We start from the raw sequence: 24,897 nt of genomic DNA, 5'->3' as shown, positions 1-24,897 counted from the left end.
GATCACCACGAGGGGGTAGCGATGAGCACCGGCACCACGCGACACACCGTCACCGCGACGACGCACATCGCCGAGCCGCCGGAGCGGGTGTGGGCCGAGCTCATGCACCCCGGGGCGCGGTGGGTGCTGGGCGCCAACATGGAGACCGACTTCCGGCCGGGCAGCCCGATCACGTTCGAGGGTCACTTCTTCGGCCGTGCGTTCGCCGACAAGGGTCAGGTCATCGCGGTCGAGCGGCACCGGCTGCTGCACTTCACGCACTTCGCGCCGCTGAACGGCCTCGAGGACGTCCCCGAGAACTACCACGAGATCCGCATCATGCTCGAGCCCGACGACGGGGGCACCCTCGTCACCGTCGTCCAGGAGAACATCGACACAGAGGGGCACGCGGTCGCTGCCGAAGGGCACTGGAAGGACGCGCTCGCCACGCTCGCGCACCGGGATGACGGGACCCGCACGTCACACCGGTGAGATCGACCCGCAGGCTCCCTTCCAGCGCGCGGACACGGTCTCCAAGGGCCCGTCAAACGGTGGTCGGGCGCTGACGCGGAGCGGTGGGACGAGGAGATCCCTCGCCCCACCGCTGTCATCGGATCAGGAGGCGCTCCAGGGCACCTCCACGTCGAGCACCCAGGTCACGCCGAAGCGGTCCTCGACCATGCCGTACAGGGGCGCCCACGCTGCCTCGGCGAGCGGCACGACGACGGTCGACCCCTCGACCAGCCGCTCCCAGTACCCGGCGATCTCCGCCGCGTCGGTGCTGCGGATCGAGACGAAGACGGGAATCACGCCCGGCTCGTACGCGGTGTGCGAGGGGACGTCGTACGCCATCACCCGGAACCCCTCCTGGGAGGCGACCTGGCCCCACATGACCTGCTCCGCCTCGGCCGGCTCGGTCACGCTGTGCGCATCCGCGTAGGTGACGGTCACCAGCTGACCACCGAACACGGACTGGTAGAACTCCAGCGCCGCACGAGCGTCGCCACGGAAGTTCAGGTGCGGGGTGGTGTTGATGGACATGTCTGCTCCTTGTAGTCAGCGCCGGTGCCGAACGTTCCCGGCAACCACCACGCTCCCCGAAGTAGCGGACAGCGAAGGTCCTCTACTGCCCGTACCCTCCGAAGACGTGACCCCGACGACCTCGACGACCACGCGACTGCTTGCGTTGCTGTCGCTTCTGCAGACACGACGGGACTGGCCCGGCCAGCTCCTCGCGGACCGCCTGGGCATCAGCCATCGCACCGTTCGGCGCGACGTCGATCGGCTGCGCGAGATGGGGTACCGCATCCAGGCGTCGATGGGACCCGACGGCGGATACCACCTGGAGGCCGGCTCCGAGCTACCCCCGCTGCTGTTCGACGACGACCAGGCGATCGCCCTCGCCGTCGCCCTGCAGGCGGCCACCATGGCCGGTGCTGGCATCGAGGAAGCGGCCGTGCGCGCCTTGACGACGGTGCGCCAATTGATGCCGTCGCGCCTGCGCCACCGGCTCGACGCCGTCCGGTTCACGGCGATTCCCAACGCATCGCACGCAGCCGGCAACTCGGTGTCGCCGGACGTGCTCATGACGCTTTCCACCGCCGTCCGCGCCCGGGAGGTGCTGCGGTTCGACTACTCGAGCCCGCGGCGACGCGAGGGCGCCGTCGAACCACTGCCGCCTCGCCGCGCCGAACCGCACCACGTCGTCACCTCTCACGGCCGCTGGTACCTCGTCGCCTGGGACCTCGAGCGCGACGACTGGCGCGTCTTCCGCGCCGACCGGATCACTCCACGCACACCGAACGGCCCGCGCTTCACTCCGCGCGAGATCCCCGGTGGCAGCGTGCGCGACTTCGTGTCGGCGCGCTTCAAGGGATCGGACCAGGTCGATACCTGGCCCTGCACCGGCAAGGTGATCCTCAGCCTGCCGGCCGACGCCGTCCTTCCGTTCGCCGGTGACGAAACGGTCGAAGACCTCGGCCCGGACAGGTGCAGCCTCGAGGCCGGTTCATGGTCGTGGGTGGCGCTCGCCGCCTCGCTCGGCCGGTTCGACGCCGACATCGACGTCGTGGGACCACCCGAGCTGACCGAAGCCTTCGGACAGCTGGCCGCACGCAACGCCGCAACAGCGTCCTCGGCGAAGTCCTGGTAGTGCAGGACGATCGTCGGGTTGGCTCGCGGCACTGCCGTGGCCTGTCGGACGGTCGGGACGAGCAGGGCTCCTTTCCCCGCGTCCGAAATATCCCTCATGGGAGGATGGATGCCACCCTTGCGCTCACACCCTGGAGAGACGTGTCCCAGACCCCGCCTGCGCTTCGCCTGACCAACCTCCTCCTGGCGCCCGGAACGCGGACCCGTCGGGACCCGGACGCCGTGTTCGACCGGATCTTCACGGAGGTCTCCCGCGGCCACGCGCCGCTCAGCGCCGAGCACGCGGCCGACGTCGAGCACCTCCGGCCGGCCCTGCGAGCGTTCGCCGACTTTCCGGGTCTGAGCCCGTTCGGCTGGATGGCGGGGCAGGAGCTGGTGCGTACCCGGGTCAGGAACCGTGTGGTCGTGGGCGACCTGCGTGTCCGCCACCCCGAGATCGCCGACCAGCCGGTGGAGGCCCCGGTGTTTGTGGTCGGCATGCCGCGCACGGGCACCACCCTCACGTACAACCTGCTGTCCCGGTCGCCCGCCCATCGCGGGCCGAAGCTCTGGGAGATGACGCACCTGGGCCTCGCCGTGGACGCCGGCACCGAGGCCGCGCTGATCCGGCGCACCCGGCGGAAGTTCGCGATCGTGTCGCGGCTCAGCCCCACGTGGGACACCATCCACCCGCTCTACGCGGCGGCCGAGGAGGAGGATACGTTCATCCGCGCCCACTCGGAGCTGCACTCCTCCGCCGTGCCGATGCCGGACTATCTCGAACGTCTCGAGAGCATCGACCTCAGGACGGACTACCGGTTCCTGCGCGACACGCTCCAGGTGCTGTCCTACGGCCGGCCTGCCCGGCGCTGGGTGCTCAAGCACCCGGCGAACCTGTTCCACATGTCCGCGATCCGCGACGTGTTCCCGGACGCCCGGTTCGTGTGGACCCACCGCGCCCCCGAGGTGGCGCTCGCCTCGCTGTGCTCGCTGGCCGAGTCCGCGCGGTGGATGCACCTGCATCCGGCTGCGGTGGACCTGGCCGCGATCGGCCGCAGCTGGCTGTCGATCATGTCCCGGGGCGTGTCCCGCGCGCTGGCCCAGCGCGCCGAGCTCGGGCCCGATGTGGTGCTCGACCTGCCGTACAGCCGCCTCACCGGCGATCCCGGCGCGTCGCTGCCGGAGCTGTTCGAGCGGCTCGGCGCGCGGTGGGGCGCCATCGACGAGGCGAACCTGGCCGCTGCGCGCGAGGCGCCGAAGCAGCGGTCGCCGCACCGGTACACGCTGGAGCGGTTCGGGCTGGAACGCGATGAGGTGCGCGCGGCGTTCGCCGACTACGTGGCCCTGCTCCCGACCCTGCCGAAGTAGAACCAGGTGGAACGAATCGCCCTCGTAGGTCACAATTCGGCGACCCTGGGCCTCCCCGTTTGACAGCGCCCCGACCTCGGCTTTCGATGAATGAGGGTTCAGGGCGCGAGGATGCGCCCGGCCGGTCCTCCGGACAGCCGTCCGCCGCCGGCTCCTGGCGACCCACGAAAGCTGGGTGTTCGAGATGCGACTCGACCACAGGATGGCAAGGGCGACTGCGCTCGCCGCGGCAGTAGCGCTCGCGCTCGCCGCGTGCGGCGGTGACGGCGACGGGGGTGACGGCGACGCCGGTGACGGCGGCGGAGACGTCGAGGTCTTCACCTGGTGGGCCGCAGGCTCGGAGAAGGCAGGCCTCGACGCGCTCGTGGGCGTGTTCGGGGAGCAGAACCCGGACTTCACCTTCGTCAACGGCGCGGTCGCCGGCGGTGCCGGTTCGGCCGCCAAGGACCTGTTGCAGACCCGCCTCCAGGCGCAGGACCCGCCGGACACCTTCCAGGCACACGCCGGGGCCGAGCTGCAGGACTACATCGACGCCGCCCAGATCGAGGACGTCTCCGACCTCTACGACGAGTTCGGGCTCACCGACGTCTTCCCCGCCGACCTCGTCGACCGCCTGCGCTCCGACGACGGGGCGATCTACTCGATCCCGTCGAACATCCACCGGGCGAACCTGGTGTGGGCCAACCCCACCGTGCTCGAGGACAACGGCATCGACCCGGAGACGGCCTACGCAGACCTCGACGCCTGGATGGCAGACCTCGACAAGCTCAAGGCGGCAGGCATCACCCCGCTCTCGGTGGCGACCACCTGGACGCAGGTGCACCTGCTCGAGACGGTGCTGCTGGCCTCGCTCGGCCCCGACGCGTACCAAGGGCTCTGGGACGGCTCGACCGACTGGGAGGGCGCCGAGGTGACGACCGCGCTCGAGGACTTCGAGAAGCTCATGAGCTACACCAACACCGACCGTGACGGCCTCGACTGGCCGGAGGCCACTCAGCTGGTGATCGACGGCGGTGCCGCGTTCAACGTCATGGGTGACTGGGCGGTCGCGGCGTTCGAGGAGCAGGACAAGGCACTCAACACCGACTTCACGGTCTTCCCGGTGCCCGGCTCGGACGGCGTGTTCGACTTCCTCGCCGACTCGTTCACCATCCCGGTGGGCGCGCCCAACCCCGACGGGGCGAAGGCCTGGCTCGAGACGGTCGGCTCCCTCGAGGGCCAGGTCGCGTTCAACAAGGCCAAGGGCTCGATCCCCGCGCGCACTGACGCCGATCCGGCCGAGTTCTCGGAGTACCAGCAGACCGCGATCGACTCCTTCGCCACCGACACGATCGTGTCGTCGCTCGCGCACGGCGCCGCGGCGCCGATCGCGACCCTCAACGCGATCTCGGACGCGACGAGCAAGTTCACGACGGGAGCGTCCGACCTCGCCGCGTTCCAGTCCGAGCTGGCCGCGGCGGCCATGGGCTGACCCGCCCGGCGACCGGTCATGCTCAAGACTCTGAGGCGAGCGGGTCCGGCGCTGCTCCTGCTCGCGCCGTCGCTGATCCTCGTCGGCGTCTTCGTCTACGGGCTCATCGTCGCGAACTTCCAGACCTCGGTCACCGACAACCACACCGCGGCGCAGGCGACCGGACGCGAGCCGTCCGTCGTCGTCTGGTTCCGCAACTACACCGACCTGCTCGCGAGCGAGGCGTTCCAGCACTCGCTGGCGAACCTCGTGCTCTACACCGCGGTCTTCCTCGTCGGCACCATGGTCATGGGATTCCTGTGGGCATGGATGCTCGACAAGCCGATCCGCGGCGAGGGCATCTTCCGGTCCGTCTACCTGTTCCCCATGGCCGTGTCGTTCGTCGCGTCCGGCGTGGTGTGGCGGTGGCTGCTGAACTCGAACCAGGGTGAGCAGGCGTCCGGGCTGAACCGGTTGTTCCAGATCGTCGGCCTCGACTTCCTCCAGAACAACTGGTGGAACAACGTGACGTTCGGGATCACCGCGATCGCGATCCCCGCGATCTGGCAGCTCTCGGGCTACGTCATGGCGCTCTTCCTCGCCGGGTTCCGCGGTATCCCCGAAGAGCTGCGCGAGGCCGCCCGCATCGACGGCGCCAGCGAGTGGAAGCTGTACCGGCACGTGCTGTTCCCGCAGCTGTCGCCGATCGCGCTCTCAGCGCTCATCATCATCGGCCACATGTCGCTCAAGGCGTTCGACCTCATCATGTCGATCTCGAAGCCGGCGAACTACCAGACCAAGGTGCCGGCCGTCGACATGTATGTGTTCAAGTCGAGCTTCGACTACGCGAACTCCGCGGCCGTCGGCGCGATCCTGCTCATCATCGTGGCCGTGATCATCGTCCCCTACCTCGTGAACCTCCACCGCCAGGAGAAGCGATGACCGCCGCGACCGCGGGCGCGGTGCCCGACCCGCGAGCCGACGCCGTCCCCACCCCGACGGGCACGAGCGGCCGCCCGGTCGACCTGCGGCGGACCTCCGTCCAGCGGGGCCGGTTCACGACGGCGCGCACCCTGCGCTACGTGGCTCTCCTGGCCTTCGTCGTCGTCGTGCTGATCCCCGTCTACGTGCTGTTGGTGACGAGCTTCAAGGGAGCGGGCGACGCGTCCCCGGCGCGTGCCTGGAGCCTGCCGCAGCTGTGGACGCTCGAGAACTGGCAGGGCGCGTGGACTGCCCTCTCGCCGGCGATCGGGCGCAGCGTGCAGATGGTCGTCCCCGCCGCGATCATCTCGGCGTTCCTCGGCTCGCTCAACGGCTTCGTCCTGGCACGCTGGCGCTTCCGCGGGGCCGACCTGGTCTTCACCCTCATCCTCTTCGGGATGTTCATCCCGTACCAGGCGGTCATGATCCCGCTGACGCGTCTCGTGCTGGGTCTCGGGATCCCGAGCGGCATCCCGTCCCTGATCCTCCTGCACGTCGTGTACGGCATCCCGATCACCACGCTCATCTTCCGCAACTACTACATGACCGTTCCCCACGAGCTGATCGAGGCCGCCCGCGTCGACGGCGCGGGCATGCTGCGGACCTACTGGTCGGTCCTGCTGCCGATCTCGATACCGAGCTTCGTCGTGGTGCTCATCTGGCAGTTCACCTCGGCATGGAACGACTTCCTGTTCGCGGTGTTCTTCTCCTCGAGCCAGAACGGTCCCGTCACGCTCGCCCTCAACAACCTCGCCAACGGTGCGCTGCTGCAGAACTACGGCGTCTCCATGGCGGGGGCACTGTTCGCCTCGCTGCCCACGCTGCTCGTCTACATCATCCTGGGGAAGTACTTCGTCGGTGGCCTGATGTCCGGCTCGGTCAAGGGCTGAGCTCGAAGACTTCAACGCCGACCGCGCCGTCGGGACCATCCCCGCCCGGTCAGCCCTCCGGACCCCGGTCGATCCCCAGAGTTGCGACCAGGTCCTCGTGGAGCTCGCACCACACGCGATGACAGGAGTCGACGTCGGTCCGGTCGACCCAGCCGTGCTCCCCAGCCCCCGAGCCCGCGGAAGGCGGAGTGCGTCACGCAGCCGCGCGCCTCGACGTCCAGCAGCAGGGACGACGTCTCGTCCGGGTCGATCCCGAACCGGCGGGCGACGGCCACCGTGTCGGCGAACCCGAGGATGCGCACCGGGTGCAGAACGAGGAGGCCGGTCGGCGACGGCGGGTCACGAGTCGCTCCGCTGCCGTGCGGTGAGCCGGTCATAGCGCTGCTGGCAGGCCTGGGGCGAGCCGTACCCCATCGCATCGGCGATCTGCGCCCAGGTCAGCCCCGCCCCGCGGGCTGTGAACAGCAGCCCCGCCTCGAGGCCTTCGACCTCATCGCGCGCCGCGGGCAGCAGGGCCAGCCTCCTGACGCGGTTCAGTCGTCTGGTCACCGATGGCGCCGCTGTTCAGCATTCGAGGAAGGCCACCACCAGGGGCTCGTCCTGGCCGTCCCACGTCGCGACCAGTGCCGGGATGCCGGGGGCGTGCAGGTGCGGCAGGCGGACGGTCCGTACGACGGCGTCGTCGTCGGCCCGGTCGCCGGGGACTCCCTGGGCGCGGACGGTGCTCGCCCGCCGTGCGACGGTGCCGTCCGGATGGTGCCAGTCCTCGGCGGCCTGCGCGGCCCCGGCAAGGATCGCCTGCCGAACGACCGCCTGGTACACGGGGTCGGCGTCGGCGTCGTAGAACCAGCGCGTACCCAGGACCGAGTGCTCCGCGGTGCCCATCAGGGCGTGCGCGAGATCCGGCGCCTCGGCCCCGCGGTAGGTGCACGGGACGTGGATCACGGTGCCGTCGTCGGCCCGAACCAGGGCGAGCTCGACGCCGACCTCCCCCGCGGGATCGTCGAGCCGGAAGCTGCCGACCGGGGCGAAGCCACCGCCGGGGAACCACGGTTGTGCGGGCAGCCAGCCCGCGAGGATCTCACGCTTCGACGGGACGAGGGTCGCATTGTGGAGGATCGCCATGGTCCGACCCTACGACCGCCCCACCAGCGCACCGGCCCCTGCACACTGCGCCAGTGGCGCTCGCCCGGGTACAACGCTCGGGCCGGGAGCATCCTGAGGGGATGACCGAACGCGATGAATTCCTTGCCTGGTTCGAGACTGCGTTGTACGAAGCGGAGCTCGCACTCCACAACGGCGACGCCGCCCCCCGGCGAGCGCTCTGGTCGCGCAACGAGCCGGTGAGCGTTCTGGGTGCGTGGCGCAACGCCATCGGCCAGCAGGAGATCGACAACCTCTTCAGCGCGCTCGGCAGAACCTTCTCCGACTGCACGTCGTACGCCGTCGAGCTGCAGGCGTACGACGTCGTGGGCGACATGGCATACACGGCCGGCCTGGAGCACACCTCGGTTTCGGTCGACGGTCAGCCGGGTGGCTACACGTTGCGCGCCACTCAGGTGTACCGCCGCGAGTCCGGCGTGTGGAAGGTAGCCCACCGGCACGCCGACATGGTTACCGGATGACGGTGCCCGTCCCGGTGGCCTCTGCTCAAGGTCATCAGAGTGTGGCAGTTCCGGAGAGAACGACCTCGGCTCGTCCGCCGACCCACAGCCGGTCGTCCTCGCTGCTGATATGGATGCGCCCCTGCCGCCCCATCGCGGTGCCCTGGGCGGCAACATAGGGTGCCCGAGCGCGACCGGTGGCGATGAGCCATTCCGCGGCCGCCGCGTTCAGGCTTCCCGTCACGGGGTCTTCGCGCAGAGGTTCTTCGCCTTCGGTGAAGAACGCCCGCAACTCGAACGCCGCCTCGGAGTTCGGGTCGTGGGCGCCGATCACACCGATGTCCCAGCGGCCCGGATACGCCGACGCGTCAGGGCGCAGGTCGAGAACGGTGCGCGCATCATCGAGCAGGAGGCCCACCCAGCCGGGCCCGTTGTCGAGCCACTCGGCATCCAGCACCTGCTCGCGTCCGATCCCGAGAATCTCGACCAGCGCATTCCGAGTGTCGGGATCGACCGGGCCAGAGCGCAGACGCGGGGGTGCGGCGAAAGCGAGCCTGTCATCATCGATGCGAACCGGCACCAGCCCCGCACCGCATTCCTGCACCACCACGCCCGGAGTCGCCGGAACACCACCGGCCTCCAGCCACGCCCGCGCCGTTCCCAACGTCGGATGTCCCGCGAACGGCAGCTCGGTGTTCAGGCTGAGAATGCGCACCCGGTAATCCGCCCCCGGCTCTGTCGGACGCAGCACGAACGTGCACTCGGACAGGTTCGACCACACCGAGAACCTCCGCAGCGTCTCATCGTCGAGACCATCCGCGTCGAGCACCACCGCAACCGGGTTCCCCGTGCATGCGCCCTCGCCGAACACATCGACCTGACGAAACCTGCGCTCCACACCCGGGACGATACCGACGCCGGCCCTCAACGACGAGCTCCCCCGATCGCCTTCGCGTCCACGGGGTGGCCCGCCTCCCGCAGCACGTCGACGGCGGCCTCCAGCCGGTCCTCGGGGACCAGGACGAGGTCGGCGTGGAACGTCGAGGCCACGAGCAGCTCGATCCCCGTCTCGGCCAACGGCCCGACGACCGACGCCAGCACCCCGGCCACGCGCGCACGGTGCGGGTCTCCGTAGAGGCCCGCCCAGCGTTCGCCGTCGGGCGCGAAGGGCGACGCGTGCCGCAGGACCGTCAGCCCCTCCGGGGCGCGCACGAGTGCGACCCACTCGTCGTCCTCGGGAAAGACGGACCCGGCCTGGTGCTCCAGGACGAACCGGTCGGGCAGGACCTGCAAGGACAGCTCAGACATGCCCGGAGCCTACGGCCGGCCACTGACGTTGCCGATGGCCGGCCGACCCGGGAGACCCCGTCCCGCCCCTACGAGCGCTCGACACCGCGGTCGGGTGCGGCCATGTCCCCCGTCCCGGGGGTGCCGTCGACGAGCCCGTAGCGCAGGTACACGGTGCCCTTGGGACCGGCTACCGGCGGTTCGAGGAGGGTGACGTTCGTGGGCACCGCGCCGCCGTCGAACACCTTCTTCCCGACGCCGAGCACGATCGGGTGCACCCAGAGGTCGAGGCGGTCGAAGAGCTTCTCGCGCAGGAGGGTCTGCACCAGGTTCAGGCTCCCGACGACCTTGATGTTCTCGTGCCGGTCGCGGATCTCACGCACCGCGGTAGCCAGGTCCGGGCCGAGCTGCGTGGACCCGGCCCACGAGAGGTCGGGCTTGCCGCGGGAGGCGACGTACTTGGGGACCCGGTTGAAGAGCGTGGCGATCTCGTTGTCCTCGCCGCCTTCCTGGTGCGGCCAGTAGGCGGCGAAGATGTCGTACGTCCGCCGGCCCAGCAGGAGGGCGTCCGTGCCCTCGTACGCGGCACCGACCTGCGCCCCTGCGACCTCGTCGAACAGAGGCGCCTGCCAGCCGCCGAACGGGAACCCCACCGGGTCCTCGTCGGGACCGCCGGGCGATTGCCCGACGAGGTCCAGGGTCGCGAACAGCTCGAGGTAGATGAGGCCCATGGCTTGCTCCCGATGAGTCGTTGTCTCGGTCGGGAGGTAGACCTGTGGGCGCCGGCAAACTCATCGCTGCGTACCGTGGAATGTGGCCCGGCACAGGCCGGCGGCGGTTGGCCCTGCAGGATCAGGTCGCCTCGCCCCGGGGCATCACGTCCGCGCTCCCCGGGGCCCCGGCAGTCCTGACACCAGGCGCGTACGAACGCCTGGAGGACGGACCATGATCGATGTCAGTGGCGGGTGCAAGACTCCTGCCGTGGCCGAGCGAGCACCTGTCCCCGCCGACATCGTGAGTCGGCTTGGCGCCATCTTCGAGCGTCTCCCCCAGTGCGTGGAACGGGACGCATGGACAGGTGTGGCCTGGAAGGTCCGGCAGGCCACGGTCGCGCACGTGTTCGGCGGTGAGGACGGCCTGGTCCGGATCTCGTTCCGCGGCGAGCCCGACGAGGTGGAGGCGTTCGAGCACCTCGGTCCGCCGTACTTCAAGGCGGACTGGGGAAGCAACGTCGTCGGGCTGGTGCTCGACGAGCGCACCGACTGGGACGAGCTGGCCGAGCTGCTCACGGACTCGTACTGCATCCAGGCGCCGGAGAGCCTTGCGACACTTGTGAGCCGGCCGGAACGGCAAGAGACCTGACGGGCGAGCCGGGGAACGGGTCCTGAACGGGACCCGCTCCCCGGCCGCGTGCCGGCTCCGGCCGAACGCCGGCCGGTGCCCGCCCGCTACGGGAGGACCCGGTCCAGGGCCGCGAACCACTTCGCGGCGATCTTGACGTTGCCGCTGTCGTCCGGGTGGACGCCGTCGTAGGCGTCGGTCGCCGGGTCGAAGCCGGTCCACTGGTCGACCACGACGACGGGCGACCGCGCGGTGTTCAGGCCTGCCGCCCACGCCGGGATCTGGGCGTTGAGGTCGACCGCTCGCTGCCCGCAGTCGGGGCAGTTGAAGGACGCGGCCGGCTCCAGCGGGATGATCTGGGCGACCAGGATCGTCGCATCGGGGTTCAGCCTGCGCAGGTCGGTCACGATCGTGGTGTACGCGTCGAGGATCTGAGCGGGCGGGAGGTTCGACCAGACGTCGTTGGTGCCGAAGTGCAGCAGCAGCACCTCTGGCGTGTTCTGCTCCAGCCACCGCCGCGTGTCGCCGTTCGCCACCGAGCTGGTGACCAGGAACCCGCCGTGGCCCTCGTTGTCGGCGTCGGACCCGGTCGGGGCACAGCCCTGGCTCTGCGACCCGACGAAGTCGACCTCGTGCCCGGCGTCGACCAGGAGCTGCCACAGGTTGCCGCGCCAGCAGCCGGGGCTGCCGGTGATCGAGTCGCCCATCGGCATGATCCGGACGGGACCGGCCGGGGTGGGCGTCGGGGTCGGTGTGGGAGTCGGCGTGGGGGTTGGCGTCGGCGTGGGCGTCGGCTGGCCCTGCCCGTCGCACGGCACGCCGTTGACGGCGACCTGCGTCGGAGCGGCCGTGCTGCCGGAGCCGACGAACCCGAACACCTGGACGCTCTGACCCGGGGCGATGCGGGCGTTCCAGCCGACGTCGGCGCCCGTAAAGGTGGCACCGCTCTGGCTCCAGCTCACGTTCCAGGCGCTGGTGACCGTGGTCCCGCCGGGGAACTGCCAGGAGATGTCCCAGCCGTCGATGGCCTGGCCTGCGGTGATGGTGACGTTCGCCTGGAAGCCGCTACCCCAGGAGCTCACCAGGTCGTAGTCGACCTGGCAGCCTTCCTCGGCGGACGCCGGTTCAGCCGGGATCACCTGCAGCGCGCCGACGGCGAGGGCAGCGACCGCCGCGCCGATGATCGCAATGCCTCTTCGCGTTCGATCTGTTCGCATGGTCCACGTCCTCTGAGAGTGAGATGGAGGAAGGCGCTTCCGGAGGAAGGTAACCGGCCTCCGTGGGGCCGCGCGGCGGACCTAAACGATCCGGGTCATGGGAGGGTCGTCGGTCAGGGCCGCCACGAACCGGCCCTCGCCGGGGCGAGCACCGACGCAACAACGAGCAGGCAGGCCAGGGAGTAGCCCGCGATGGTCAGCCCGTCGAGCAGGATGAGGCGCCGCAGCATCCCGGCGCCCCCGGCAACGTCGCCGAACGAGGCGACGGCCAGCACCCCGAGCAGCACGGCCGCCACGATCCTGATGGTGCGGCTGGCGTACCCGAGCAGTGCGGCGGCCGCGACCGCGCCGAGGGCAGGCAGGGTGTCGGCTACATAGGTCGCGAACATCGGGTCGCGCGCGTAGACCATGCGGGACGGGTCGGCGAGCAGCGTCAGCGGCGAGACCAGGAGCAGCGGCGGTACGACGGCGGCCCAGCGCAGCGCCGTCGCGGTGGCACCGGTGCGCGCGGTTGCCGCCCAGGCCAGCGCGAGCGACATGGCGAGGGCGGCCAGGGGCAGGTAGGACTGCACGTCGAGGCCGAGCACCCCGACCCCGGTCACGGCCCCGGCCAGGAGCGCGCCCCCGGCGACGAGACCCGAGAACCCGCTCGCGAGGGCGAGCACCGGGCGGGAGCCCGACGTCGCGGCGCCCGCGACGACCGCCGCGGCGGCGGGGATCGCGGCGTCGGCGAGGAACTGCAGCAGGAAGACAGCCCCCGCGCCGCCCGGATTGATCCCCGGTCCGAAGGCGAAGAGCTTCGGCAGCTCGAGCAGCAACGTAAGGACGACGACTGCGAGGGCCGCTCCCCCGGCCGCGCGCCGCAGGTCGGCCCGGCTCATCGGCCCGCTGGACCCGGCCGGCTCGTCCGTGGCTGCCGGCTCCGCCGTCGGCGTCGTGGTCGGCTCGACCTCCCAGGACGCCTCGGGCCGTGCTGGGAGCACGGCGACCGCGCCGCACACCAGCGCGGCGAGGAGGACGACCAGCTGCAGGGCCGCCGGCATGGCCGGGTCGGCACCGATCCCGGCACTCTGCGCTGCGGGCAGGCCCCCCACTCCCACGGGCGGCGCGAGGCGGTCGCCTGCCACCCACGCGACGAGCAACGTGCCCGCGACGCGGCTCCCCCTGCCGGGGAGCCCGAGCAGCGCGGCCGCGCCGACTGCCGCGAGGACGGTGAACCCGCCCCCGCTGAGCACGACGTACACGAAGAGGTACGGCGCGCCCAGCAACGCGACACCCAGGGCCGGCACGAACGGCGCCAGGAGAACCGGCACGACCCCGATCCAGGGGCGCGAGACGGGCCGCGTGATGCCCCACCACGCGAAGCCGAGGCCCGTGAGGGCGAGCAGGAGCTGACCTGCGGCCGGGCCGACGCCGTCCCACCCGCGCCCGGGCGGCGCCCCGGCTGCGGCAAGCAGGCCCACCGCGAGCACCGCGCACAGGTGGAGCACCGTCACCACCGTCGTGACAAGCAGGAACGTGCGCGACCTGCGGGTCGCGGCGGCTGCCGCGAGGACGAGGCCCGGCACCACCGACGCGGCTGCCACGGCTGCCATCACCGTCCTGGTCTGCTCGTAGAACCCGGGGCTCAGCAGGTCGAGCGGGAGGCTCGACCAGCCGTACAGGACCAGCAGGAGCGTGGCAGCAAGCGTGAGCCGCTGAAGGGCCGCGCGGGTCAGTGGCGAGGACACGCAGGGAGCATCGCAGAGGTCGCCCGTCATGACCAGACATTCCAGACAAGCCTCGCACTGGCCGGGAGTCGGGCCACTCCGAAATGCGACAGTAACGCCCCGTCTCCATCGATCTAACAGCCTCTCCCTAGCCTCAAGAAGCGGCGCGTCGGCCGCAACGAGCATCAGGAGGACTCATGAAGGCGTTAAGGAACCCCGCCCTGCAGATCGGCATAGCGGCCGTCGCCGGAATCGCCTTCGGGCTCATCGTCGGCGAATGGGCGAGCAACCTGAAGTTCGTCGGCGACCTCTTCATCCGACTCATCCAGATGTCGATCGTGCCGCTCGTCATGGCCTCGGTGATCGTCGCGACGGGCTCGATGAGCGGCAAGGGCGCCGGCCGGCTCGCGCTGCGGACCTTCGGCTGGATGATCGGGTTCTCCATCGTCGCGGCGCTGCTCGCATGGGGCCTTGCCACCTTCATCCGACCCGGGGCGGGAATGGTGTTCGAGGGGCAGCTCGACCCCGAGCTGGCCGCACCGGAGACAACGGGATGGCAGGACACCGTCCTCGCCTTCGTGTCGACGAACATCGTCGACGCGATGTCGACGGCGACCATGGTGCCCATCATCATCTTCTCGCTGCTGTTCGGTGCCGCACTCAACGGCTACGTCGCCAAGACCGGCAACCGGCTCGTGCTCACCTTCTTCGACCAGCTGCAGCAGATCGTCCTCTCGATGATCAGGCTCGTCATGTACATCGCGCCCGTGGGCGTGTTCTGCCTGCTGGCGGCGCTCGCGGGGGACGTCGGGTTCGCCGTCGTGACGACGGCGCTGAGCTACCTCGGCACGACGCTCCTGGGCGTGGTCATCCTCCTGACCCTGTTCGTGACGATCGTCGCGCTGCGCACGGGGCTGAGCCCGTGGAAGCTGCCGCGCAAGCTCGCGGAGCAGACGGCCGTCGCCGTCACGACGACGAGCTCGGCCGTCACCTTCCCGACGGTGCTGCGCAACGCGGTCGAGAAGGTCGGCATCAGCCAGCGCGTCGCGAACTTCACCCTGTCGGTCGGCCTGACGATGGGCTCGTACGGAGCCGTCCTCAACTACATGATCGTCGTGATGTTCCTCGCCCAGGCGGGCGACATCAGCCTGACGCCCGGGCAGATCGTGCTGGGGATGGCGCTCGCCGTGCTCCTCAACATGGGCACCATCACCGTGCCGGGAGGATTCCCCGTCGTCGCGATGTTCCTCGCCACGTCGCTCGGGCTTCCGTTCGAGGCCGTGGGTCTGCTCATCGCGGTGGACTGGTTCACGGGCATCTTCCGGACGTTCCTCAACGTCAACGGCGACACGCTCGTCGCCATGCTCGTCGCGAACGCGAGCGGTGAGATCGACCGGGACGTCTACGACGAGCGGAAGACGGTCGCGGCGGCGAGTGCCGACACCTCCGAGCTCGACGAGGACAGTGCCGCCACCTCGAAGGTCGAAGAGCCCGTCTGAGGTTCCGTCTCGTCACGCGTGGTGCACCTCCTCCGGGGAGGAGGTGCACCACCAGCGTGGGAGTCCTAGCTGCTGATTGCCGGGGCGGCGTTGACGTAGGTCTCGTCGTCGACCTGCGCGGCGGTGAACGCGGCGATGTCGGCGCGGCTGACGGCGAACCCGATCCTGTCGGCGCCGTAGAACCCGACCCGCAGCGCCCCGGTCTTCGGAGTGTCCTTGGGTGCGGTGAAGCGGACGATGGTCCATGGCACGGCGGAGCCCATGACGAGCCTGCTCATGCCGAGCATCTCCTGGTAGGCCCGGGGGAACATCCTGCGCCCCAGGAACCCGATGAGGCGGGTCTGAACCGTGGGCTTCTCCCGCGGGTCGAGCACGCTCGGGGTTCCGTGACCGATGTACCGGTTCACCCCGTGCCGCTTGATCGCGTCGAGGATGTGCCCGGTCCCTTCCACGAGCGGGAGCCCGGCCGCTGAACGGTCCATGCTGGGGCCGAGTGCGCTGACCACCACGTCTGCCCCGGTGATGGCGGTGTCGATCGCCTCTGCGTCGGAAATCTCTCCGATCACCACCCGGACGCGACCGCCCCATCGGGGTGGGATCTTCTCCGGATTGCGGGCATGGGCGGTCACGGTGTGACCTTGTGCGAGAAGCTCGCTGACGGTGAGGGAGCCGATGGCGCCGGTGGCGCCGAAGACGGTGACATTCATGCGAGGGGCCTCCTTGCTGAGCGAGTGGCGATCGGGGTGGTCAGTCGATCGAGACGACGAGCTTGCCGAGGGTGCCGGCGGCGAAGTGGCCGAGCGCGTCCGGGGTCTCGTCCAGGTCGTAGACCCGCTGGACGGTGACCGTCGTGTGCTGCTCGGCGTGGCTGCGCGCCAGGCGCTCCAGAGTGGCCGTCGAGGCCTGCGCGTAGATCGGCACGACCCGGATGCCGTCCGCCGACACCTGGCCGGGGTCCTGCACGAGCGTGGAGACGAGCACGCCTCCGGCCTTGACCACGGACGCCAGTGCGGCGGGGTCGCCCGCGAGGTGCAGCACGACGTCCACCCCGTCGGGGTACAGCTCGCCCAGCTGCGCGATCACGTCGCCGGTGTGGTCCACCGTGTGGCCCGCGCCGAGCCCTACGACCTTCTCGATCTCCTCCGCGGTGTGCGCGGTCGCGATGACCACGGCCCCGGCCTTGGCGGCAAGCTGGAGCGTCTGCTGGCCGACGCCGCCGGTCGCCCCCGAGATGAGCACCGTCGTGCCCGCGCCGATACCTGCGGCGTCGAACGAGTCCACGGCCGCCGACCCGGCAACCCCGAGGGCTGCGGCCTCGGTGAACGCGATCTCGTCCGGCAGCTTCGCGATGCCGACAGAAGCCGGCACCGTCACGTACTCACCGAACGACCCGTCGCCGAGGAAGTCCTTCACCACGACCCCGAACACGCGGTCACCGACCGTGTACTCCTCCACGCCCTCGCCGACGGCGTCGATGGTGCCCGCGAAGTCCTTGCCGAGCACCACCGGGAAGCGGTGCTCCATCACCCCGTTCAGGTACCCGTTCACGACGGCGACGTCGAACCCGTTGATCGACGCCGCCCGCACGCGCACCCGGACCTCCCCGGCACCCGGCGTCGGCACCTCCAGCTCAGCCACCTCGGGGGCCCGACCGAACGCGCCCAGCACGACAACCTTCATGATCTGCTGCCCTTCTGCCCATCATCGGAGTGGAGCGATCGCTCCGGTTATGACCAACCAGGCAAGTGGAACGTCTATTCCAGATCGTAGGATGGGGTCGTGACCATCTCGCCGAGACCCCTTCGCGCCGACGCCGAACGCAACCGGCGGGCGATCGTCGACGCCGCGGGCACGGTCTTCGCCAAGGAGGGCACGGCCGTGACGCTGGAGCACATCGCCGATGTCGCCGGGGTCGGCGTGGGGACGATCTACCGGCGGTTCTCCTCGGTCGAGGAACTCGTCGCCGTGGTGCTGGAAGAGAAGATGACCCGGTACGCCGACCGCACCGAGCAGGCCGCCCAGCAGGCGCTGACCGAGCCGTGGGAGGCCTTCGGCGACTACGTGCTGTTCATGCTGGAACAGCAGGCCACCGACCTCGCCTTCAGCGAGGTGATCCTCGCCCCGGCGACCGCCACCGACCTGTTCCGGAGCGAGATCGGGCGCGCCCTGGACGCCTCGATCCAGCTCGTGGACCGCGCCAAGGAGGCTGGGGCGATCCGCGAGGACTTCGACCACAGCGACCTGTATCTGCTGCTCAACGCCAACGCCGGACTGATCCGCGGCGCCGGCCGTTCCGCGCCCGACGCCTGGAGGCGGTTCGGGCAGTACCTGCTCCAGGCCTTCCGTGAGCGCGGCACGGAGACCCTTGCCGCGCCACCGGCCGCCTGGGCGCGCGCCGGCCGGGCGCGGCGAACGGCACCGAAGCAGCCGGACGAGGCTCCCGTTCGTCAGGTCACGGAGCCTCCGGCGTAGGGCACCACGAGCTGGTGCACGCCGTGGCCGACCTCGCGCCGATCGTCGCCGGGCAGGTTCACCGTGGCGGTGCAGCCCACGGGCACCCGCAGGCTCACGTGCAGGGACCCGTCGCTCAACCGCCAGTCGATCGACGCCTCGCCGTAGGGCGTCAGGTGCGTCGCTCCTGCGCTCGTGAACGTGCCGCCCGGTCGCGGGGAGAAGTCGATGGTCCGGTAGCCCGGCTCGGCCGGCGCCAGGCCGGCGACCACCCGGTGCAGCCAGTCGGCGGACGGGCGTCCACATGCGCGACCGCCTGCGCAACGTCCTCGACGGCGGGCCGGCCGCAACGGGAGTCAGCAGCGACGCCCTGCAGGTCATCGAGCGCGAGTCCACGATGCCGCTCGACCGCGAGCAGGTCCGGCCGGACGACCCATAGAGCTGGCTCGACCGGGCCGCGGGTGACGAGCGTCATAACGCCCGCGGTGTCAAGGATCCGTCAACGCCGTCGTCGTGGGCCTGGTCGTTGCCGTGTAATGGCCCACGTGACCGTCACTGCACCCGCGCCCATGCCCACCCGACTGCGGTCGTGGCTCCTGACAGGGCAGGAGCATCGCGCGGACCGGCTCGGGCCGTACGCCCAGGAACGCCCGCCGGAGAAGGCGCACTCCTGGTGGAAGGTGATGTGCCTGACCGGCGTCGACTACTTCTCGACCCTGGGCTACCAGCCCGGGATCGCGGCGCTGGCGGCGGGCCTCCTGTCCCCGATCGCGACGCTCGTGCTCGTCGCTCTCACACTGCTGGGCGCGCTGCCGGTGTACCGCCGGGTCGCCCAGGAGAGCCCCCACGGGCAGGGCTCCATCGCGATGCTCGAGCGGCTCCTGACCTTCTGGCGCGGCAAGCTGTTCGTCCTGGTGCTGCTCGGCTTCGCCGCGACGGACTTCATCATCACGATCACGCTGTCGGCGGCCGACGCCGCGGAGCACGCGGTGGAGAACCCGGCCGTCGCGGACCTGCTGCACGGCGGAAACCTCTGGATCACGCTAGGCCTGATCGCGCTGCTCGGCGTGGTGTTCCTGGTCGGGTTCACCGAGGCCATCGGCGTCGCCGTCGTCCTGGTCGCGGTGTACCTCCTGCTCAACACGGTGACGATCCTCGTGTCGTTCGTCCACATCTTCACCGAGCCCCACGTCATCGCCGACTGGTCCACCGCGCTCGTGACCCAGCACGGCAACCCGGTGATGATCGTCGCCCTTGCGCTGCTCGTCTTCCCCAAGCTCGCGCTCGGCATGTCCGGGTTCGAGACGGGCGTCGCGGTGATGTCCCACGTCCAGGGCGACCCCGGCGACACCCCCGACCGCCCGGCCGGCCGGATCCGCAACACCAAGAAGCTGCTCACCACCGCCGCGGTCACGATGAGCTGCTTCCTCGTGGCCAGCAGCCTGGTCACCACCTGGCTCATCCCGCAGCAGGAGTTCGCCGACGGCGGCGCCGCGTCCGGACGGGCCTTGGCCTACCTCGCGCACGCCTACCTCGGACCGGTGTTCGGCACGGTGTACGACCTGTCCACGATCGCGATCCTGTGGTTCGCCGGCGCCTCGGCCATGGCCGGCCTGCTCAACCTGATCCCTCGCTACCTGCCTCGGTACGGGATGGCGCCCGAGTGGGCATCGGCAGCCCGGCCGCTCGTGCTGGTGATCACCGCGATCGCGTTCCTCGTGACGTGGATCTTCGACGCCGACGTCAACGCCCAGGGCGGCGCGTACGCCACCGGCGTGCTCGTCCTGTTCTCCTCGGCCTGCGTGGCCGTGACGCTCGCGGCCCGCAAGGCCGGGCAGCGCCGGCTCACCGTCGCGTTCGCCGTGATCACGCTGATCTTCTTCTACACCACCGCGCTCAACGTCTTCGAGCGGCCCGACGGCGTGAAGATCGGCGCCGTGTTCATCGTCGCCATCGTGCTCGTCTCGCTCGTCTCGCGACTGACGAGGTCGTTCGAGCTCAGGACCACCAGTGTCGTGCTCGACGCCCGCGCCGAGCAGTTCTTCCGTGACTGCGCCCGGCGCCAGGTCCGCCTGATCGCCAACGAGCCCGACACCGGGGACCTCAAGGAGTACCAGGAGAAGGTCGACCAGATCATCTCCGACAACGACGTGCCGCACTCCGACGACGTCCTCTTCATCGAGGTCACGCTCACCGACCCGTCCGACTTCGAGTCCGTGATCGAGGCAAAGGGTGTCGTGCGACCGGGCGGGTACCGCGCCATCACCCTCGAGGCACCCAGCGTCCCCAACGCGCTCGCCGCCCTGCTGCTGCACGTGCGCGACGTGACCGGCGTCCCGCCCCACATCTACTACGAGTGGACCGAGGGCAACCCGATCACCCAGCTGCTGCGCTTCCTGCTCTTCGGCGCCGGCGAGGTCGCACCCGTCACCCGCGAGATCCTGCGCCGAGCCGAACCCGACCGCACCAAGCGCCCCCACGTGCACGTCGGCTGACCCGCCGACGCGGATCGCGGTTGCCGCTCCCCCGCCGAACCGGACGGGCCGCTCCTGCTGACGCTGGTGCACACTTGGGCATCGTGCGCTTCTCTCTGCCGGGGCCGACCACGAAGTCGTCTGCCCCTTCCCCCGCCAACCTGCGGCGCCGGCCGGCCCAGCTCGTGACGCTCGGCTTCCTCGGGGCCATCGCACTGGGCACCTTCCTGCTCTCGCTGCCGATGTCGAGCACCGGACGGCGGGCCACGCTCATCGAGGCACTGTTCACCACCACGTCCGCCGTGTGCGTGACGGGCCTGGCGGTCGTGGACACCGAGACCTTCTGGACACCGTTCGGACAGGTCGTCATCCTGGTCCTGATCCAGGTAGGCGGGTTCGGCGTGATGACCGTCGCGTCGCTGCTCGGCCTGCTCCTGTCGCGGCGCCTTGGGCTGCATACCCGCCTGCTCGCCGCCGAGTCCGCGCACACCGTGGGTCTGGGCGACGTACGGCAGGTCCTGCTCGGCGCGCTGCGGTTCACCATCGTGGCCGAAGTGCTTGTCGCAACGGTCCTCACGGTCCGGATGATGGTCGCCTACGACGCCGGCCTCGGTCATGCCGTGTGGTCGGGGGTGTTCCACTCGGTGTCCGCGTTCAACAACGCCGGGTTCTCCATCTACTCCGACAACCTCGTCCGGTTCGTCGCCGACCCGTGGGTGTGCCTGCCGATCTGTGCCGCGATCATCGTCGGGGGCATCGGATTCCCCGTGCTGCTCGAGCTGTGGCGGCTGTACCGCTCCGGACGGGGGCACTGGTTCCAGCCCAGGCGGTGGAGCATCCACACGCGGCTCACCCTGCTGACGACGGCGGTGCTGCTCGCCGCCGGCACGCTCGTCTTCCTGCTCGCCGAGTGGTCCAACCCCAAGACCTTCGGCCCGCTGGACGTTCCCGGCAAGCTCCTGGCCGCGTTCACCCAGGGCGTGATGCCCCGCACCGCCGGCTTCAACTCCATCCCCACCGGCGAGCTCAACAACGGCACCTGGTTCTTCTCCGACATCCTCATGTTCATCGGCGCGGGGTCCGCGGGCACCGCCGGCGGCATCAAGGTCGGCACGTTCGCCGTGCTCGCGTTCGTCATCTGGTCCGAGCTGCGCGGCGACCCCGACGTGACCGTGTTCGACCGCCGCATCACCAGGACGACCCAACGACAGGCCCTGACCGTCGCGCTCATCGGCGTGGCAGCCGTCGTGCTGCCGACCTTCGTCATGACCGTCACCACCACGACGTTCTCCCTCGACGCGATCCTGTACGAGGTCATCTCGGCCTTCTCCACGACCGGCCTGTCGACGGGCATCACGGCGACCCTGCCCCAGTGGCACCAGCTCATCCTCGTGGCCCTGATGTTCCTCGGCCGCCTCGGCCCCATCACGCTCGGCACGTCGCTGGCGATGCGCGAGCGCCAGCGACTCTTCCGCCAGCCGGAGTCTGCGATGATCATCGGCTGACCCGCTCCGGTCAGGCGCGAGGCTCGGTCGCCTCCGCGCTCGTGCGCTCCGCGTCGGTCGTGGCCGCCCAGCTCGCGAGGACCTTGAGCGCGTCCTCGGACGGGGAACCCGGCGCGGCCGTGTAGACGTTCATCTGCAGGCCGGCGTCCGCGGGCAGCTCGAACGCCTCGAACGTGAGCTCCAGGCGGCCGACGACCGGGTGGTGGAACACCTTGACGCCGGTGCGGTGGTACTTGACGTCGTGGGCGGCCCACAGCCTGCGGAAGTCCTCGCTGCGGGTCGACAGCTCGCCGACGAGCGCGGTCAGGCCCAGGTCATAGGGATTGCGGCCGGCCTCGGCGCGGAGGATCGCGACGGCGTCGTGCGCGATCCTGTCCCAGGCGTCGCCCCAGAACCGGGCCGCGCGCGGGTCGAGAAAGTGGAAGCGTGCGGTGTTCACCGGGTGACTCTGGGCGACGTACATCTCGGAGTAGAGGGCGGTGCCCAGCGAGTTCGCAGCCAGGACGTCGAGCCGGCCGTTGCGCACGAACGCAGGCGCTCCCTCCATGGCGTCGAGCACCCGCCGCACGCTCGGACGGACCGTGGGTGCCGGAGCCCGGCGTACCCGGGACCGTGCCGCGCCTGAAGCGTTGGCCACCCGTGCCAGGTCGAACAGGTGCCCGCGCTCGGCCTCGTCGAGGTGCAGCGCTTGGGCGAGGGACTCCAGCACGCTCTCGGACACCCCTGACAGATTCCCGCGTTCCAGCCGGGTGTAGTAGTCCACGCTCACCCCGGCGAGCATCGCCACCTCCTCGCGGCGCAGCCCGGGCACCCGCCGGTTGCCGCCGTAGGCGGGCAGCCCCGCCTGGTCCGGCGTGATCCTCGCGCGACGGGAGACCAGGAACTCGCGAGTCTCGCCCTTGTGGTCCATGCCTCCGACGGTACGGCGAGGCCCGTCACGGCGGGAGGTTCTGCCAGTACCCGGAAGAGCCGTGCCTCCCGAGAAGTGCTCGGGCGAGGTTCGCTGAAGGCGCGCTGGAGCGCGCCGGGCTCGTTCGCCCTGACCTGAACCTTCTTCGCAGCACGACGGAAGACACGATGCGACCCACACGAGCCCTGACGGAACGATCCTCAGGCCGCCCGACCGCGATTCTCGGGATCATCCTCGTCAGCTACTTCATGATCCTGCTGGACAACTCGGTCGTCTTCACCGGGCTGCCGAGCATCCGCGCCGATCTCAGCCTCAGCCCGACCACGCTCTCCTGGGTGCAGGACGCGTACACCCTCGTCTTCGGCGGCCTCCTGCTCCTCGGCGCGCGTGCCGGCGACCTGCTGGGCCGGCGGCGCCTGTTCGTCCTCGGGCTGGCGATCTTCGGTACCGCCTCGCTGCTGATCTGCCTGGCGCCCACCGGGTGGTGGATGGTGACCGCCCGCGCACTCCAGGGGATCGGCGCCGCGATCGTCGCCCCGACGTCATTAGCGCTGATCACCGCCCACTTCGAGGGGCAGGCGCGCGCCAGGGCCGTGGCCTGGTACAGCGCCACCGCGGGTATCGGCGCCAGCCTCGGGCTCGTCGTCGGCGGGACGCTCACCGAATGGGTGTCCTGGCGGGCGGCCTTCCTCGTCAACGTACCGATCGCGGTCGCGATGATGGTCGCCGCCCGGCGCGTCCTCGCCGATACCGAGCGCCGCCCAGGCCGCTTCGATGCCCCCGGCGCCCTGCTCGCCACGCTCGGCATGGGGGCACTCGTCTTCGGCATCATCGAGTCCGGAGTGCGGGGCTGGGCCTCGCCGGTGACGGTGGCGGGGCTCGTCGCGGGCGCGGTCCTGCTCGTGGCGCTGGTCCATCACGAGTGGCGGGCCGAGCAACCGATCCTTCCGCTGCGACTCTTCCGCAGCCGCGAGCGGAGCGGCGCGTACGCTGCCCGGTTGCTCTACCTCGGCGCCATGGTCGGCTTCTTCTACTTCACCACCCAGTACCTCCAGGACGTCCTCGGCTTCAGCCCGCTGCGGGCAGGGCTCGGCTTCTTCCCGATGACGGTGGTCAACTTCGTCGTCGCGACGGCGATCCCCCGGCTGACCAGCCGGATCCCGGGCGCTGTCCTGCTGACCGCCGGCATCACGACGACCCTCGTCGGGATGTCCTGGCTGAGCCGCCTCGACGGTAGCGACGCCTACCTCACAGCGGTCGCCCTCCCGATGCTCCTCATCGGCGCCGGCCAGGGCCTGGCGTTCGCCCCGCTGACGAACGCGGGCATCGCCGGTGTCGCCCCCGAGGACGCCGGAGCCGCCTCCGGGCTCGTCAACACCGCCCACCAGCTCGGAATGGCGCTGGGGCTCGGCATCCTGGTGGCGGTCTCGGCTCACGCCGGGGCCAGCAGCCTTGACGGTGCCGCCGAGATCTCCGCCCACGTCAGCGCGGCCCTGACCGGCGCCTCGGTCCTGCTGGCCGTGGCGCTCATGATCGTGGTGACGGTCATCGTCCCGGCCGGCAGTCCTGCAGTCCGGGACATCCTGTTCACCAGCCGGGGAGGAACATTGTGGGTGACAGCGAGACGGTAGAGGCGAGCAGATTGGCGGCCTGATGGAGCCACCACCCATGTCCATGGCGCTTCCGCCGTTCGCCGCATGGCGTCTCATCGGCGCCCTCGACGGGTTCGAAGTGGTCTACCCCGAGCCGGGGCGGTTGCGTGGACACGCGACGGCCGTGGACCTCGAGGCCTCGGCGTGCACGAACACCCTGCCCGTCCACCGGCTGGCGCTCCGGACCGGGGACGCCGTCGTCGCCTCCGCGGTCTATGTCCAGGCTCTCGACGTCGCTGTGCGCCGCCTCGACCAGACCTACCGGCGACTCGACGACCACCGGTTCGACTACACGTCCGAAGGCGACTTCCACGCCATCCTCACCTACGACGCGGCCGGCTTCGTCATCGACTATCCCGGCATCGCGGTGCGATTCGCCTGAGTCGGGACTCCCGCGCTGGTGATCCGGGGGGGTACTGAGCGGGCCTCCCAGATCGGCTGCCTCCACGC

At 70.4% G+C, this 24,897-nt stretch carries 27 protein-coding genes; 15 read left to right on the top strand and 12 right to left on the bottom strand.

The window, feature by feature from the left end; translation table 11 throughout:
* Positions 1-21: 21 nt before the first annotated feature.
* Positions 22-471, top strand: coding sequence for an SRPBCC family protein (locus tag L1785_RS16760; RefSeq protein WP_236090429.1), 450 nt, complete (start codon positions 22-24; stop codon positions 469-471).
* 123 nt (positions 472-594) lie between these two features.
* On the opposite strand, the gene L1785_RS16755 is transcribed toward L1785_RS16760, so the two are convergent.
* Positions 595-1,020: a VOC family protein gene (locus L1785_RS16755; protein WP_236090428.1), complete on the bottom strand. Its 426-nt coding sequence runs from the start codon at positions 1,018-1,020 to the stop codon at positions 595-597.
* A gap of 106 nt (positions 1,021-1,126) precedes the next feature.
* Between L1785_RS16755 and L1785_RS16750 the strand changes: the two genes are divergently transcribed.
* From L1785_RS16750 to L1785_RS16730, 5 genes are all read left to right on the top strand, one after another.
* Positions 1,127-2,131 carry a helix-turn-helix transcriptional regulator gene (locus L1785_RS16750; protein WP_236090427.1) on the top strand — a complete coding sequence of 335 codons (1,005 nt, stop codon included), beginning with the start codon at positions 1,127-1,129 and terminating at the stop codon, positions 2,129-2,131.
* A gap of 140 nt (positions 2,132-2,271) precedes the next feature.
* Positions 2,272-3,477 (top strand): sulfotransferase family protein, encoded by a 1,206-nt coding sequence (locus tag L1785_RS16745; protein ID WP_236090426.1) that lies wholly within the window; start codon positions 2,272-2,274, stop codon positions 3,475-3,477.
* A 202-nt stretch (positions 3,478-3,679) separates the two neighbouring features.
* Complete coding sequence (locus L1785_RS16740) at positions 3,680-4,948, top strand: ABC transporter substrate-binding protein (RefSeq protein ID WP_236090425.1); 1,269 nt, start codon at positions 3,680-3,682, stop codon at positions 4,946-4,948.
* A gap of 18 nt (positions 4,949-4,966) precedes the next feature.
* Positions 4,967-5,869 (top strand): carbohydrate ABC transporter permease, encoded by a 903-nt coding sequence (locus tag L1785_RS16735; RefSeq protein WP_236090424.1) that lies wholly within the window; start codon positions 4,967-4,969, stop codon positions 5,867-5,869.
* The gene (locus L1785_RS16730; RefSeq protein ID WP_236090423.1) at positions 5,866-6,798 is read left to right on the top strand and encodes a carbohydrate ABC transporter permease; all 933 of its coding nucleotides are present in this window, start codon (positions 5,866-5,868) and stop codon (positions 6,796-6,798) included. The genes L1785_RS16735 and L1785_RS16730 overlap by 4 nt, the downstream gene beginning before the upstream one ends.
* 339 nt (positions 6,799-7,137) lie before the next feature.
* On the opposite strand, the gene L1785_RS16725 is transcribed toward L1785_RS16730, so the two are convergent.
* Positions 7,138-7,347, bottom strand: coding sequence for an SANT/Myb-like DNA-binding domain-containing protein (locus L1785_RS16725; RefSeq protein WP_308113358.1), 210 nt, complete (start codon positions 7,345-7,347; stop codon positions 7,138-7,140).
* Positions 7,348-7,362: 15 nt separating this feature from the next.
* Entirely contained in the window at positions 7,363-7,923 is a 561-nt protein-coding gene (locus L1785_RS16720; protein WP_236090422.1) for a maltokinase N-terminal cap-like domain-containing protein, read from the bottom strand.
* Positions 7,924-8,024: 101 nt separating this feature from the next.
* On the opposite strand from L1785_RS16720, the gene L1785_RS16715 reads away from it, so the two are divergent.
* On the top strand, positions 8,025-8,423 hold the full coding sequence (locus L1785_RS16715; RefSeq protein ID WP_236090421.1) for a nuclear transport factor 2 family protein: 399 nt from the start codon (positions 8,025-8,027) through the stop codon (positions 8,421-8,423).
* Positions 8,424-8,457: 34 nt separating this feature from the next.
* On the opposite strand, the gene L1785_RS16710 is transcribed toward L1785_RS16715, so the two are convergent.
* The 3 genes from L1785_RS16710 to L1785_RS16700 form a co-directional block, all read right to left on the bottom strand.
* Positions 8,458-9,300: a PhzF family phenazine biosynthesis protein gene (locus L1785_RS16710; RefSeq protein WP_236090420.1), complete on the bottom strand. Its 843-nt coding sequence runs from the start codon at positions 9,298-9,300 to the stop codon at positions 8,458-8,460.
* Between the two features lie 26 nt (positions 9,301-9,326).
* Entirely contained in the window at positions 9,327-9,710 is a 384-nt protein-coding gene (locus L1785_RS16705) for an ACT domain-containing protein (RefSeq protein WP_236090419.1), read from the bottom strand.
* Between the two features lie 68 nt (positions 9,711-9,778).
* Positions 9,779-10,420, bottom strand: a complete 642-nt coding sequence (locus tag L1785_RS16700; protein WP_236090418.1) for a dihydrofolate reductase family protein — start codon at positions 10,418-10,420, stop codon at positions 9,779-9,781.
* Between the two features lie 250 nt (positions 10,421-10,670).
* Here L1785_RS16700 and L1785_RS16695 point away from each other — a divergent pair, with 250 nt between their 5' ends.
* Positions 10,671-11,051 (top strand): MmcQ/YjbR family DNA-binding protein, encoded by a 381-nt coding sequence (locus L1785_RS16695; RefSeq protein ID WP_236090417.1) that lies wholly within the window; start codon positions 10,671-10,673, stop codon positions 11,049-11,051.
* 86 nt (positions 11,052-11,137) lie between these two features.
* Here L1785_RS16695 and L1785_RS16690 read toward each other — a convergent pair whose 3' ends face one another.
* Both L1785_RS16690 and L1785_RS16685 read right to left on the bottom strand, forming a co-directional pair.
* Entirely contained in the window at positions 11,138-12,247 is a 1,110-nt protein-coding gene (locus L1785_RS16690) for a cellulose binding domain-containing protein (protein ID WP_236090416.1), read from the bottom strand.
* Between the two features lie 113 nt (positions 12,248-12,360).
* Positions 12,361-13,977: a hypothetical protein gene (locus tag L1785_RS16685; RefSeq protein WP_236090415.1), complete on the bottom strand. Its 1,617-nt coding sequence runs from the start codon at positions 13,975-13,977 to the stop codon at positions 12,361-12,363.
* Between the two features lie 176 nt (positions 13,978-14,153).
* Here L1785_RS16685 and L1785_RS16680 point away from each other — a divergent pair, with 176 nt between their 5' ends.
* Positions 14,154-15,455 (top strand): dicarboxylate/amino acid:cation symporter, encoded by a 1,302-nt coding sequence (locus L1785_RS16680; protein WP_236090414.1) that lies wholly within the window; start codon positions 14,154-14,156, stop codon positions 15,453-15,455.
* Between the two features lie 65 nt (positions 15,456-15,520).
* On the opposite strand, the gene L1785_RS16675 is transcribed toward L1785_RS16680, so the two are convergent.
* Both L1785_RS16675 and L1785_RS16670 read right to left on the bottom strand, forming a co-directional pair.
* Positions 15,521-16,162 (bottom strand): NAD(P)-dependent oxidoreductase, encoded by a 642-nt coding sequence (locus L1785_RS16675; protein WP_236090413.1) that lies wholly within the window; start codon positions 16,160-16,162, stop codon positions 15,521-15,523.
* A 40-nt stretch (positions 16,163-16,202) separates the two neighbouring features.
* On the bottom strand, positions 16,203-17,135 hold the full coding sequence (locus L1785_RS16670) for an NADP-dependent oxidoreductase (protein ID WP_236090412.1): 933 nt from the start codon (positions 17,133-17,135) through the stop codon (positions 16,203-16,205).
* A 99-nt stretch (positions 17,136-17,234) separates the two neighbouring features.
* Here L1785_RS16670 and L1785_RS16665 point away from each other — a divergent pair, with 99 nt between their 5' ends.
* Positions 17,235-17,927 carry a TetR/AcrR family transcriptional regulator gene (locus L1785_RS16665; RefSeq protein ID WP_236090411.1) on the top strand — a complete coding sequence of 231 codons (693 nt, stop codon included), beginning with the start codon at positions 17,235-17,237 and terminating at the stop codon, positions 17,925-17,927.
* Here the strand turns inward: L1785_RS16665 and L1785_RS16660 are convergent.
* Complete coding sequence (locus tag L1785_RS16660; RefSeq protein WP_236090410.1) at positions 17,903-18,178, bottom strand: alpha-L-rhamnosidase C-terminal domain-containing protein; 276 nt, start codon at positions 18,176-18,178, stop codon at positions 17,903-17,905. The two genes, L1785_RS16665 and L1785_RS16660, sit on opposite strands and share 25 nt — an antisense overlap.
* Before the next feature lie 32 nt (positions 18,179-18,210).
* Here L1785_RS16660 and L1785_RS22905 point away from each other — a divergent pair, with 32 nt between their 5' ends.
* The 3 genes from L1785_RS22905 (at position 18,211) to L1785_RS16650 (ending at position 21,885) form a co-directional block, all read left to right on the top strand.
* The gene (locus L1785_RS22905) at positions 18,211-18,345 is read left to right on the top strand and encodes a hypothetical protein (RefSeq protein WP_268915396.1); all 135 of its coding nucleotides are present in this window, start codon (positions 18,211-18,213) and stop codon (positions 18,343-18,345) included.
* Between the two features lie 130 nt (positions 18,346-18,475).
* Positions 18,476-20,401: an APC family permease gene (locus L1785_RS16655; RefSeq protein WP_236090440.1), complete on the top strand. Its 1,926-nt coding sequence runs from the start codon at positions 18,476-18,478 to the stop codon at positions 20,399-20,401.
* 83 nt (positions 20,402-20,484) lie between these two features.
* The gene (locus tag L1785_RS16650) at positions 20,485-21,885 is read left to right on the top strand and encodes a TrkH family potassium uptake protein (RefSeq protein WP_236090409.1); all 1,401 of its coding nucleotides are present in this window, start codon (positions 20,485-20,487) and stop codon (positions 21,883-21,885) included.
* A gap of 10 nt (positions 21,886-21,895) precedes the next feature.
* On the opposite strand, the gene L1785_RS16645 is transcribed toward L1785_RS16650, so the two are convergent.
* Positions 21,896-22,795 (bottom strand): helix-turn-helix transcriptional regulator, encoded by a 900-nt coding sequence (locus L1785_RS16645; protein ID WP_236090408.1) that lies wholly within the window; start codon positions 22,793-22,795, stop codon positions 21,896-21,898.
* Between the two features lie 167 nt (positions 22,796-22,962).
* Between L1785_RS16645 and L1785_RS16640 the strand changes: the two genes are divergently transcribed.
* Both L1785_RS16640 and L1785_RS16635 read left to right on the top strand, forming a co-directional pair.
* The gene (locus L1785_RS16640; RefSeq protein WP_236090407.1) at positions 22,963-24,426 is read left to right on the top strand and encodes an MFS transporter; all 1,464 of its coding nucleotides are present in this window, start codon (positions 22,963-22,965) and stop codon (positions 24,424-24,426) included.
* Between the two features lie 37 nt (positions 24,427-24,463).
* Entirely contained in the window at positions 24,464-24,829 is a 366-nt protein-coding gene (locus L1785_RS16635) for a putative glycolipid-binding domain-containing protein (protein WP_236090406.1), read from the top strand.
* The last annotated feature ends 68 nt before the right edge of the window (positions 24,830-24,897 follow it).

This window comes from Antribacter soli, from assembly GCF_021568775.1.
Lineage (GTDB): Bacteria > Actinomycetota > Actinomycetes > Actinomycetales > Cellulomonadaceae > Antribacter > Antribacter soli.
Note: the sequence above shows the minus strand (reverse complement) of the source record. Positions and strands in the feature narration are given on the sequence as shown.